Here is a 13,834-nt window from a genome sequence, read left to right as displayed (position 1 = left end):
CGGTGGTGCGTGAGGAGGCGATGTGGTCGGCGGGGATGCCGGCGGCTTTGAGGGTGTGCCATTTGGTGGGGTGGGCGGTGGTGTAGACGTCGGCGCCGAAGTGGCGGGCGAGCTGGGTGGCGGCCATGCCGACACCACCGGCGGCGGAATGGATCAGGACCCGCTGACCGGGCTTGATATGGGCGAGGTCGTGCAGGGCGTAGAACGCCGTCAAGAACACCGCGGGCACCGACGCCGCATCCTCAAAGGACCAGTCAGCCGGGATCGGTGCCAACGTCTGTTCGTCGGCGATGGTGCGGACGGCGAAGGCAGCGGGGAAGGTGCCCATCACCCGGTCCCCGACGGCGAAACGAGTCACGCCCGCTCCCGTCTCGGTCACCACTCCCGCGCCTTCGGCGCCCAGACCGTCGGAGCTGTCGACCATGCCGATCGCCACTGCCACGTCGTAGAAGTTGAGTCCTGCGGCGCGGACTTCGATGCGTACTTCGCCCGGGTTGAGGGGGCGGGTGGCTGCCTCGTGCGGGGTTTTGGCGAGGGCGTCGAGGGAGCCGGTGCCCTGGGGGGTGATGCGCCAGTTGTCTCCGGCGCCGAACCCGGACACGCCGTGAATCACGCCGCTGCCGCTGAGTGCCCGTACCAGTCGTGGCGCGTGGAGTTTGCCGTCGCGCCAGGCCAGTTGAGGCTCGCCGGTCACGGCGAGGGCCTGGAGGAGGGCAGAAGGATCCGGCTCGTCGGGGTCGAGGTCGAGGAGGGTGAAGCGGTCGGGGTGCTCGGTCTGGGCGGTGCGGACCATGCCCCATGTCCCGGAAGCCGACAGGTCGGTGACGTCCGCACCCGTGCCGGTGTCGACAGCCACAGCGCCCCGGGTGGTCACCACCAGCCGGGCCGAATGATCCCGGGCCAGCCACGCCTGCAACGCCTCCAGTACCTCGCAGGCGACATCTGCCAGGTCCTGGCCCCGGCCCGACACCGGCAACACCACCGCCCGCGCCGAAGCGGGGAGATCGTCGAGGTCGGTGATGCTGGGAAGGCCCCAGGTGTCTGCCATGTCGCTGTCGTGGGGTGTCCATACGACGGTGTCAGTGGCCGTCGGCTGGGGGCTGTTGGGTGTGGGCAGGGTGGGCCAGGCCAGGGCGAACAGGCCCCGCGCGCCCGCGGTGCTGGTGGGCTGGAGTTCGGCTGCGTCCAGGCGGCGGGCGGTCAGCTGCCCGACCACAGCGACGGGCTCGCCGGCCACGTCGTAGAGGTCCATACGCACACTGCCCTCACCCAGCGGTGTGATCCGCACCCGCAAGCGGGTGGCGCCGGTGGCCAGCAGCCGTACACCGTTCCACGCGAACGGCAGCCACACCCCGTCCTGGTCCAGCACCTCACTGAACTGCAGCAGATGCGCCGCCGCGTCACACAGGGCCGGATGCAGCCCGAACCGGGCCGCCTCTTCCACCGCCGACTCCGGCAGCTCGATCTCACCGTAGACGTCCGGGCCCTGCCGCCAGGCCGCCAGCACCCCCCGGAACACCGGCCCATAGGCATACCCCCGCCCCGCCAGCTCCTCATACAGACCGGACACATCGATGACCTCCGCACCCGACGGCGGCCATACACCCACAGGCGCCACGTCACCAGGTTCGCTGGGAGCCAAGACGGCCTGCGCGTGCCTCGTCCAGATGCTGTCGGTGCCGGAAGGGCGGGAGCAGATCACCGCTTGGTGGCGCTCGTCATCGTCGGCGGGTTCGATGACGATCTGTACGTCCACCTGTCCGGCGGTCGGCAGCACCAACGGAGCCTGCACGACCAGTTCCTCGACCATCTGGCAGCCGACCTGGTCCGCCGCCCGCAACACCAGATCCATGAACCCGGTCCCGGGGAACAACACCTGCCCGGACACGGAGTGATCGGCCAGCCATCGGTGAGTGGAGGTCGACAACCGGCCCGAGAGCACGACCGCGTCACGTGAGGAGACCTCGACCGCCACCGACACCACCGGGTGCTCCACCGCTGTCAGTCCGGCCTGTGTCACCTCTCCCGTTCCGGTGGTGCGTTCCAGCCAGAACCGTGACCGGTCGAAGGCATACGTCGGCAGTTCGACCGGTTCGGCTTCCGGCAGCAGGCAGCTCCAGTCGACATCCACTCCCGCCGTCCACAGGGTGCTCGTGCTGGTCAGGAAGCGTCGTAGGCCGCCGTCGTCGCGCCGCAGTGTCCCCGTCACCGTCACTTGCGCTCCGGGCACGGTGTCGACCGTTTCGCCGATGCCGGGTGTCAGGACGGGGTGGGCGCTGCACTCGACGAGGGTGGTGAACCCGTCGGCCAGCAGACCGCGCACGGCCTGCTCGAACTCCACCCGTCCGCGCAGGTTGGCGTACCAGTAACGGCCGTCCATCTCCGGCCCGGTCAGCACCTCACCGCGCAGTGTCGAGTACACCGGCACCTGCCCGGTGCGCGGCTGGACGGACGCCAATGCTTCCTCGATGCGCTGGCGGACTTGCTCGACGTGCACCGAGTGGGAGGCGTAGTCGACGTCGATCCGCCGCGCCCGCACCCCCGACGCGGTCAGCCCCGCCACAAGGCCGGCGATCTCCTCCGCACCCCCGGACACCACTGTGGAGTTCGGCCCGTTGACGGCGGCCACGCTCACCGACTCCAGGCCCGCGATGCGCTCCTGGACTTCCGCGCATCCGAGGGCGACGGAGGCCATGGCACCCTGCCCGCAGATCTCCACCAGCGCGCGGGAGCGGGCCACCACCACCCGCACCGCGTCCTCCAGCGAGAGCACCCCGGCCACATGCGCTGCCGCGATCTCGCCCTGGGAATGCCCGACGACGGCCGAGGGCACCACGCCCACCGACTCCCAGAGCCGGGCCAGGCCCACCATCACCGAGAACATCACCGGCTGCACCACATCCACCCGGTCGAAGCCAGGCGCCCCGGGCTCCCGCCGCAGAACCTCCAGCACAGACCAGCCGGCCAAGTCCTGCACCACGGCCGAGCACTCACCCACCACCCGCGCGAACACCTCACTGGCGGCGAGCAGTTCCACCCCCATCTCCACCCACTGCCACCCCTGCCCCGGAAACACGAAGGCGACCTTGGGACGTGCCTCGGCTATTCCTCGCACAGCGCCAGCAGGCGGTTCGTTGGTGAGGAACGCCTTGAGTGTGTTCGAGAGTTCGTCGACGGACTCACCCACCACGGCCAGGCGATGCCGTAATCCGTCGCGGTCCGCCAACGCAGTCGCGACCGATCCGGCACCCACCTCGGGCCGCTGATCCACGAACGACAGCAACCGCTCGGCCTGGCCCCGCAGCCCGCCCGCACTGGCCCCGGACAGCACCCACGAAACCAACCCCGGCTCAGCCACCGCGACTTCGGGCTGCTCTTCCTCCGGGGCTTCCTCCACGATGACGTGCGCGTTCGTCCCGCTCACGCCGAAGGACGACACACCGGCCCGGCGCACGCGTTCCCCGCGCGCCCAGGCGACCCCCTCAGCCAGCAACGACACCGACCCGGCCGACCAGTCCACCATCGGCGTCGGCTCACCCGCATACAACGACGGCGGCAACTCCCCCTGCCGCAACGCCATCACCATCTTGATCACACCCGCCACACCCGCAGCCGCCTGCGCGTGACCGATGTTCGACTTCACCGACCCCAACCACAACGCACGCCCCTCAGGACGCTCCCGCCCATACGTGGCGATCAGCGCCTGCGCCTCGATCGGATCACCCAGCTTCGTGCCCGTACCGTGCGCCTCCACCACATCCACATCCGCCGCGCGCAGGCCCGCGTTCTCCAACGCCGCCCGGATCACCCGCTGCTGCGACGGACCGTTCGGCGCGGTCAGCCCGTTACTCGCGCCGTCCTGGTTGACCGCTGAGCCACGCACCACACCCAGCACCCGATGCCCGAGACGCCTCGCGTCCGACAGCCGCTCCACCGCCAGCACACCGACACCTTCTCCGGCGCTGAAGCCGTCGGCTGCTGCGGAGAACGGCTTGCACCGGCCGTCCTCGGCCAGGCCCCGTTGCCGGGAGAACTCCACGAACGCGGCAGGGTTGGCCAGCACCATCACCCCGCCGGCGAGCGCGAGGGAGCACTCGCCCTGCCGCAGCGCCTGCACCGCCAGATGCAGAGCGACCAGCGACGACGAACACGCCGTGTCCACCGACACCGACGGCCCCTCGAAACCGAACGTGTACGACACCCGGCCGGACAGCACACTGGCGATGTTTCCCGTGAGCGAGTAGCCCTCGACACTCTCCGGCACCCGACCTGGTTCGGGTATGTAGCCGGAGGTCGAGGCCCCGACGAAGACGCCGGTACGGCTGCCCCGCAACTCCTGCGCCTTCAGCCCCGCCCGCTCCAGCGCCTCCCACGCCACCTCCAGCAGCAACCGCTGCTGCGGATCCATCGCCAACGCCTCACGCCGCGAGATCCCGAAGAAGTCCGCGTCAAAACCGGCCACGTCATCCAGGAATCCCCCACGCCGCACATACGACTTCCCCGACGCATCCGGATCCGGGTCGTACAAGTCCTCCGGCCACCCCCGGTCCGCCGGAAACTCCGAGGTAGCGTCCACACCTCCGGCCACCAGCCGCCACAAATCCTCCGGCGACGACACCCCACCCGGATAACGGCACGCCATCCCCACGATCGCGATCGGCTCCCGAGCCGTCTCGACCATGCGGTTGTTCTCCTGCTGCAACCGCTCGGTTTCCTTCAACGAGGCACGCAATGCCTCGACCAGCTCGTTGTTCGCAGCATTCATCGTGAGTTACTCGCTCTCCCCAACAGGGTCAGGACGGTCGCCGCGTGCCATGCGGATCATTTCTTCGATGCTCATGGAGTCGATCTGACTCGCGGCCGGCGGTTCGTGCCGGGCCGCCTGCGAGGCCGTTGCCGCGGCGCTGCTCCCCGGTTCGCGGTCGGGCTCTGTGAAGGGCGCCGGTTCCGCGACGAGTTCGTCGAGGAGGTGCTGTGCCAGCGCCTCCGACGTCGGGTGGTCGAAGATCGCGGTGGGGGACAGCCGCAGGCCGGTCGTCTTGTTGAGCCGGTTGCGCAGCTCGATCCCCATCACCGAGTCGAAGCCCAGCTCACGGAAGGCCTGGTCGGGCGCGACGCGTTCGGTCCTGGCGTAGCCGAGGACGGTCGACACCTCGGCGCACACCAGGTCCAGCAGCGCGTCCAGGCGTTGCTGTGGCGTGAGCGCGGAGAGCCGGGTCAGCAGGGCGGGCTGCTCGGTCGTGGCGGCGGTCGCCCGCACCGGACCGGTTCCGACCAGCTCGGACACCATGGGGTGGGGGCGTATGGCGTTGAGGTGCTTCCCGACGCGGGCCCAGTCGACGTTCGCGACCATCACGTCCGTGTCACCGTGATCGAGGGCCTGCTGAAGGGCGGTTGCCGCGAGGTGTGGGGTCATCAGGTCCATTCCGCGGTGGCTGATGAACCTGGCGAATTCCTCCTTGCCGGCCATTCCGCCGCCGGACCATGCTCCCCAGGCCACCGAGAGGGCCGGGATGCCTTCCGCGCGCAGGTTCGCCGCGAGGGCGCTGAGATAGGCGTTGCCCGCGGCGTAGGCGCCCTGTCCGACGTTCGGCAGCAGACTGCCCGCAGAGGAGAACAGCACGAACGCCGAGAGGTCGTGCGCGGCGGCCAGCTCACGGAGATGAGCCACGGCCCCGGACTTCGGGCGAAGCACCCGTTCCAGTTGGCCGGCGGTCAGCTCGTTCACCGGTGCGTCGTCCACGATGCCGGCCGTGTGCATCACGGCGGTGAGAGGGTGCTCTGCCGGAATGCCCTCGACCGCCCGGGTCAGCGCGTCCCGGTCGGCGGCGTCGCACACGGCGAGGGTGACCGAGGAGCCGAGTTGTTCGAGTTCCGCGACGAGTTCGGCGGCGCCCGGAGCGTTCTCGCCCGTACGGCTGACGAGGAGCAGGTGGGGGGCGCCGTGGTAGGCGAGCCACCGGGCGATGTGGCTGCCGAGAGCACCGGTGCCGCCGGTGACCAGCGTGGTGCCCTCCGGACGCCAGGGCACGGGCTGTGCGTCGTCCGGGAGCGGTGCGCGCTTCAGGCGGCGCAGCAGGACCCCGGTCCCGCGGACGGCGACCTGGTCCTCGTCGCCGGGGCCCGCGAGCACCCCGCAGAGCAGGGCGGCGGTGTGGTCCTCGGCCGTCGGCGGCAGATCGATCATTCCCGCCCGGAGCGGCGGGTTCTCCAGGCCGGCGGCCCTGCTGAGGCCCCAGACATGAGCCTGCGCGGGGTGGGCCGGGACCTCGTCGGGGGTGACGGAGAAGGCGCCGCAGGTCACCGACCACAGCCGGGCCTGGAACGGCGCGGAGTCCAGTGCCCGCACCAGATCGACGGTGGCCAGGAGGCCCGAGGGCACCACAGGGTGCCGTGCGTGCGGAGACTCGTCGAGTGGGAGGAACGACAGGACGCCCGCGACCTCGCCGTCCGCCGGGGTGTCGGCGCCACGGCGCAGGAGCTCCGCCAGCGACTCACGGTCGCCGTCCCGCGTGTCGACCAGCAGCGGCACCGGGTCGGCACCGTGCTGGGTGAGAGCCTTGAGGGAGCCGACGACCAGTTCGTCGTCCGCCAGGTGCCGTGGCACGACCACGAGCCAGGAACCGGACAGGACGGCGGTGCCGGGCGTCCGTGGGGCGGGGTCCCAGGTGATCCGGTACCGCCAGGACTCGGCGACCGTGCCTTCCCGGCGCTGCTGCCACCAGTGGGACAACGCGGGCAGCACCTGGTCGAGGGCGTCGGTCGCCCGGTCGTCCCGGAGACCGAGCAGCCCGGCCAGTTCCTCGGCCTGACCGTCCTTCACCAGACGCCAGAAGCGCCGCTCCAGCCTGTCGTCCGAGCCGCTGTCCGGAACGGTGCCCGTCGCCGTGACCGGCGCGTCGAGGGGAAGTTCGACCGGTTCGGCTTCCGGCAGCAGGCAGCTCCAGTCGACATCCACTCCCGCGGTCCACAGGGTGCTCGTGCTGGTCAGGAAGCGGCGCAGCCCGCCGTCATCGCGCCGCAGTGTCCCCGTCACCGTCACTTGCGCTCCGGGTACGGTGTCGACCGTCTCACCGATGCCGGGTGTCAGGACGGGGTGGGCGCTGCACTCGACCAGGGTGGTGAAGCCGTCGGCCAGCAGACCGCGTACCGCCTGCTCGAACTCCACCCGTCCGCGCAGGTTGGCATACCAGTAACGGCCGTCCATCTCCGGGCCGGTGAGCACCTCACCCCGCAAAGTGGAGTACACCGGCACCTGCCCGGTGCGCGGCTGGACGGACGCCAATGCTTCCTCGATGCGCTGCCGTACTTGCTCGACGTGCACCGAGTGGGAGGCGTAGTCGACGTCGATCCGCCGCGTCCGCACCCCCGACGCCGTCAGCCCCGCCACCAGAGCGGCGATCTCCTCCGCACCCCCGGACACCACTGTGGAGTTCGGTCCGTTCACGGCGGCCACGCTCACCGACTCCAGGTCCGTGATGCGCTCCTGAACCTCCGCACACCCCAAGGCCACGGAGGCCATGGCACCCTGCCCGCAGATCTCCACCAGCGCGCGGGAGCGGGCCACCACCACCCGCACCGCGTCCTCCAGCGACAGCACCCCGGCCACGTGCGCCGCCGCGATCTCGCCCTGGGAATGCCCGACGACGCCCGAGGGCACCACGCCCACCGACTCCCAGAGCCGGGCCAGGCCCACCATCACCGAGAACATCACCGGCTGCACCACATCCACCCGGTCGAAGCCAGGCGCCCCGGGCTCCCGCCGCAGAACCTCCAGCACAGACCAGCCGGCCAAGTCCTGCACCACGGCCGAGCACTTACCCACCACCCGGGCGAACACCTCACTGGCGGCGAGCAGTTCCACCCCCATCTCCACCCACTGCCACCCCTGCCCCGGAAACACGAAGACCACCTTCGAAGCGGCCTTAGCGCTGCCTTCGAGCACGCCCTTCGACGGGGCGCCGGACAGGAAGGACTCCAGCCCCTCCACAAGCTCGTCCGCCGACTCACCCACCACCGCGAGCCGCTGCGGCAACCCCGCTCGCCCGGCCAGCGCGCCCGCCACCGATGCCACGTCGGTCCCCGGCCCCTCACCCACGAACGACAGCAACCGCTCAACCGTGTCCCGGAGTTCATCGCCCGTGTCTCCGCAGAGCAGCCACGGAACGGGCCGGTTCGGAGTGAACTCCCGGTACCAGTAGGGGCGGTGCTCCCAGGGGTAGCCAGGGAGGCTCACCACCCGGCGTCCGGGCGGTGTGGCCTGGGGAGTGGGGCGGTATCCGGCCGCGTACAGTTCGGCGGCGACCAGATCGGGCCGGTCACTGTGGACGCCCGGGTGAGCCGGCGGCGCGTGGCCGAGCAGTACGTCCACGACAACCGTGTCAGGATCCGCGTCGGACGCGAGCAGGACCGGGAACCCTGCCGGTCGGGCGGAGTTCTCCGGGAGCTCGGAGCGGCCGCTCAACACCTGTCGCAGGCCCTCCTCCAGGGAGAGCTGCCCGGCGGCACAAGCGGCGGCGAGGCGGCCGGTGCCCGTTCCGACGACCGCGACGGGGGTGATGCCCAGCGCGTACCAGCCCCTCGTCGCGGCGTACTGATGGGCGAGGAGGAAGGCGTCGCGCAGCTCGGCGGGTGGCTCCGCGGTCAGGTCGCAGGGGGTGCCGAGCAGACGCTCCAGCACGGCCGCGCAGTGCGTGAGGGCGGCCTCGTGGCCGGGCACGGCGAGCGCGAACGCGCGGCGGGCCCCGGCGGGTGGGAGGTCCGCGCCGTAGGACAGGGCGACGGACGGTTCCTCGTCCTCGACCGCACGGCCGAGGCGGGCCTGCGGCGGTGTCCGGCCCGCGGCGACCTCGTCCAGCGCCTCGGCCAGCGCGGCGGCGTCCGGGCCGACGACGACGGCACGGTGTTCCAGCAGGGAGCGGCGGTGCCGGGCCGTGAAGACCACGTCGGCCACGTCGTGATCGCCGGTGCGCAGCGCGTCGGCCAGCAGCGCGGCGGCGGCGCGCAACGCGGCCGGGGTCGCCGCGGTCACCGGCAGTACGTACGGCGGAGTGCCGGGGGCGGCGGCCGGGGCGGGCTCGGGCTCGGCGAGGGCGGGCACGAACTGCTCGACGAGGACGTGCGCGTTGCTGCCCGTGAAACCGAACGCGCTGACGCCGGCCCGCGCCGGGCGGCCCTCGGCGGGCCACTTGCGGGGAGCGTCGACCAGTGCCACCGGCAGCCGGTCCCAGTCGATGTGGGACGTGGGGCGGTCGACGCGGTGCGGCGGGAGCTCGCCCGCGGACAGCGACAGTACGACCTTGAGCAGCCCCACGATGCCCGCCGCGGCGCCGAGGTGACCCACGTTCGCCTTGGCCGACCCGATGAGCAGCGGGCGTTCGGGTGCCCGCCCGGCACCCAGCGACTCGGCCAGGGCCCGCACCTCGATCGGGTCTCCCAGCGGCGTTCCGGTGCCGTGCGCCTCCACGTAGTCGACGTCGGCGGGGGACCAGCCGGCCCGGTCGAGGGCCTGCCGAACGACGTCGACCTGGGCGGAGGCGTTGGGCACGGTCAGGCCGCCGGTCGCGCCGTCCTGGTTGAGAGCACTGCCGCGCAGCACGGCGTACACGCGGTCGCCGTCGGCGACGGCGGTGCGCAGCGGCTTGAGGATCAGGGCGACGGCGCCCTCACCGCAGGCGAACCCGTCGGCGTCCTGGTCGAAGGCCTTGCACCGGCCGTCCTCGGAGAGCGCCCCGCCGCCCGCCATCGACGCCATGAGCGGGCTCGGCGCGACGATGGCGCTGACGCCACCGACGACGGCGACCTCGCACTCACCGGACCGCAGCGCCTGGCAGGCCAGGTGCACCGCGGTCAGCGACGAGGAGCAGGCGGTGTCGACGGCGAAACTCGGGCCGCTGAGGCCGAGGACGTACGACAGCCGGCCGGCCACGGCCGCGTACGAGGTGCCCGTGCCGTGGTGCAGGCCCAGGTCCGCGACCGTGAGGTGCCGGGCGATCAGATGCTGGTAGTCGGCGATCGAGATACCGGCGTACACGCCCACCGGCCGGGACGCCAGGGAGTGCGCGGGGCACCCGGCGTCCTCCAGTGCCTCCCAGGCGACTTCCAGGAACATGCGCTGCTGCGGATCGAGCAGCTTGGCCTCACGTGGCGAGATACGGAAGAACGGGGCGTCGAAGTCGGTGATGCCGTCGACGTACGAACCGCGGGTGGGGATGGCGGCGCCCAGTTCGTCCCACAGCGGGTCGGCCCGCCGCCCGGGCGGCGGCTCCGACGCGGTGTCACGTCGCTCCATGAGCAGCCGCCAGAAGGCCTCCGGGGACGCGGCGCCCGGCAGCCGGCAGCCGACGCCGATGACCGCGACGGCGTCCTCCTGCGTTCCGGCGTCCCCGACGGCGGGTGCGGTGGGCGCGGCGGCTGAAGTGGCAGGCGTCGCGGTGGCAGTGGCATCGGGGGCGGGAGCGGGAGCGGGCGGCACGGGGGCCACCTCCGAGAGGTAGGACGCGAGTGCCGCCACCGTCGGTCGTTCGAACACGATCGGCGTGGGCAGTTCGACGCCGAAGTCCTCCTCCATGCGCCGCCGCAGCGTGACCGCGGTCAGCGAGTCCAGCCCCTGCTCGAAGAGCCCCCGGCGGCGCCCCAGCCGGTGCCCGTCGCGCAGTCCGAGCACCTCCCGCACCAGAGCCTCCACGCGGTCTGCGGCGGAGCCCGTCGCGGAGCCCGAGGGCACGGGAGCTGTGGGAGCAACCGCTGCCGGCACGGGACGGGCGACCGCTCCCGCCTCGGAGGCGGGCGACGCGACCGGAACCCCGTCACCGGGTGCCGCGTACAGCTCCCCGGTCACCCGGTCGTCCTCGTCCAGCAGCGTGAGCCGGATACGCGCCGGGACGCCACCGGAAGCCCTGGCTCCGTCGGCCGGAGCGCTCTGCCGGCCGCGCGGCACCTCCGGCAGCCAGTGGCGGTCGCCTTCCCAGGAGGGCACCGGAAGTGAGCGGTAGCGGCGCGGTCGGCCGGTGACCCGCTCCCAGCGCACCGGAACACCCGCCACGTGCAGCCGCGCCAGGGCCTTGTGCACGGCGGCGGGGCCCGGCTCGTCACGGTTGAGCACCGGCAGGGCGGGTGACTGCCGGCCACGGCGGCGCAGGGCGTCGGCCAGCGGAGGCACCAGCACCGGGTGCGGTCCGATCTCGACCAGCGGATGGTCGTCACCGGCCAGCATCGTGTCCACCGCGGGCCACAGCAGCACCGGGCTGGTGAAGTTCCGTGCCCAGTACGCCGCGTCGAACCTGAGGTCCCGCGCCTCGGGGGCGACCGTCGAGACGAGCGGCACCACCGGGTCCTGCGCGGTGATCTCCGCCAGGGCTTTCTCCAGAGGCGGGCCGCAGTGCGCGACCAGCGGGCTGTGCGCGGCGGCGTCCACGCGCAGCAGTCGGCAGCCGAGACCGCGCACCTCCAGGGCGGCGGCGGTCTCCTTGACCGCTGTCGTCTCCCCGGCGACGACCAGCGACTCGGGGCCGTTGACGGCCACGACGGTCACCGGCAGCCCGATGCCGGCGAGCGCGTCCCGCACCCGGTCCTCGCTCCCGCGCACCGCGTACATCAGGCCGGTGCCGGCCGTCTCGCCGAGCAGCCGGGCCCGCCGCACGATCACCTTGACCGCGTCAGGGAGGCTGAGCGCGCCCGCGGTGTGGGCCGCGGCCACCTCGCCGAGGCTGTGCCCGACGATGGCGCCCGGGGTGACACCCCGCTCGCGCAGCCACCTGGCGAGCGCGACCTGAACGGAGAAGATCGCGGGCTGCACGATCTCCGTCTCGGCCAGCCGTGAGGTGCCCTTGGGGCGGCGGATCTCGTCCAGCAGCGACCACGCGCCCTCCGCGGCGATCAACTCGGCGCACTCGTCCAGGGTTTCGCGCACCGACCGGTCCGAGTCGTACAGGTCGGCGGCCATGCCGGCCCACTGGCCGCCCTGACCGGAGAACACGAACACCGGCGAGGGTGCGGTCTCCGGGTCCTCCACGGCGCCCGCGTAGGCGCCCTCCGGTGGATCCAGCGGGTCCTCCAGCGCCGCGACCAGACCCGCCCGGTCGTCGGCGACGACGGCGTAGCGGTACGCCTCGTGGGTGCGGCGGGTCGCCGCGGACGCCACCAGGTCGTCGAGCGGGGCGTCGTCCTCGGCGACGACCGCGCGCAGGCGCGTCACCTGCTCGGCCAGCGCCGCTTCGCCCGCGGCCGACACCAGCAGGACGTGCGGCGGGCCCTGCGGCGCCGTGCCCTGCGGCGCCGTGCCCTGCGGCGCCGACGCGGCCGGGTCGGTGCCCGAACCGGCCGCCGCCCGTTCCGGCACCGGCGGGGCCTCCACGACGACGTGTACGTTCGTGCCGCTGAGCCCGAAGGAGCTGACGCCCGCGCGCGGCGGTCGCTGCCGGTCGGACAGGTCCACCTCGGCGAGAGGTACGGCCACGGCGCCGCCGCGCCAGTCGACCGCGGGGTTCCGGCGCTCGACGCGGGGCTGCGCGGGGACCCGTCCGGAGGAGACCACCCAAATCGTCTTCAGCAGGCCGCCGATGCCGGCCGCCGCGTCCATGTGACCGAGCACCGCCTTGTGCGAGCCGACCAGGACGGGGGAGTGGGCCGTGCGGCCCGTCCCGTACACCTCGCCCAGCGCCTCCACCTCGATGAGGTCGCCGATGGGCGTGCCCGTGCCGTGCGCCTCCACGTAGTCCACCTCGTGCGGGGCGAGACCGGCCCGGTCCAGGGCACGCCGGAGCAGATCGCCCTGAGCGGCGGCGTTCGGCACGGTCAGTCCCAGACTGGCGCCGTCGTTGTTCACGGCCGAGCCGCGGATGAGGGCGTGGATCCGGTCCCCGGCCGCCACGGCGTCGGCGTACCGCTTGAGGACGACGACGCCGCACCCCTCACCGCGCACGATGCCGTCCGCCGAGGCGTCGAACGGCCGGCAGACCCCGGACGGGGACAACGCGCCGACGCTGCTGAGGAACACGCTCAGGTCCGGGGTGATGAGCAGGCTGACACCGCCGGCGAGGGCCGTGTCGCAGTCGCCGGTACGCAGGCTCTGCACGGCCTGGTGCACGGCCAGCAGCGACGAGGAGCAGGCCGAGTTGACCGTCGACACCGGCCCGTGGAGGTCGAAGGTGTAGGCGAGACGGCCGGCGGCGAAGCTGAACTCCGTGCCGCTGACGTGGTGCGGGCCGATACGGTCCAGGCCGAGGGTCCGGGCGTGCAGCAGTTCGTAGTCCTTGGCGAGCATGCCCAGCACCACGGCGGTACGCGAGCCGCGCCACTCCTCGCGGGGGCGGCCCGAGTCGGCCATCGCCTCCCACGCCACCTCCATCACCAGACGCTGCTGCGGGTCCAGGGCGTCCGCCTCGCGCGGTGTGATCCCGAAGAAGGCCGCGTCGAACCGGTCGATGTCCTCCAGGAAGGCGCCCACACCGTTGGAGACGGTGCCCGGCCCGCCGGCCGGGTCGGCGTACTCCGGCCCCCAGCGGTCCGCCGGCACCTCCGTGAACAGGTCGGGGGCACCGGTCAGCAGACGTCCGAAGGAGTCGAGGGACCGCACCCCGCCCGGGAAGCGGCAGCCGACGCCGACGACGGCTATGGCTCCGGACTCGGTCATCATTTCTGCCCCTCCGAAGAGTCGAAGTACTGCCGAACCACCGCGGCACCGGAAATCCGCGGTGCCGCATCTCTGTCGTCGGGAAGGCAGGCGAAACAACCCCCCGTGCGGATGTCCGCGTCGCCCCGCGGGAATTACACGACATGCCGTCGCGAATTCCGGGTCTTTTTCCTGAGAAGGCCGATTGGCGACATGAGATTA

2 protein-coding genes are annotated in these 13,834 nt (G+C 72.4%); both read right to left on the bottom strand.

Going from position 1 to position 13,834, the window contains the following annotated elements; all coding sequences use genetic code 11:
* The coding region (locus ABEA82_RS17105; protein WP_345662346.1) for a beta-ketoacyl synthase N-terminal-like domain-containing protein at positions 1-4,765 on the bottom strand (4,765 nt) is incomplete at its 3' end.
* A gap of 6 nt (positions 4,766-4,771) precedes the next feature.
* Complete coding sequence (locus ABEA82_RS17100) at positions 4,772-13,636, bottom strand: type I polyketide synthase (RefSeq protein WP_345662345.1); 8,865 nt, start codon at positions 13,634-13,636, stop codon at positions 4,772-4,774.
* Between the last annotated feature and the right edge of the window lie 198 nt (positions 13,637-13,834).

It is taken from the genome of Streptomyces venetus (genome assembly GCF_039540295.1).
Classification (GTDB): domain Bacteria; phylum Actinomycetota; class Actinomycetes; order Streptomycetales; family Streptomycetaceae; genus Streptomyces; species Streptomyces venetus.
The sequence above is the reverse complement of the archived record's forward strand: the minus strand, read 5'-3'. Positions and strand labels throughout refer to the sequence as shown.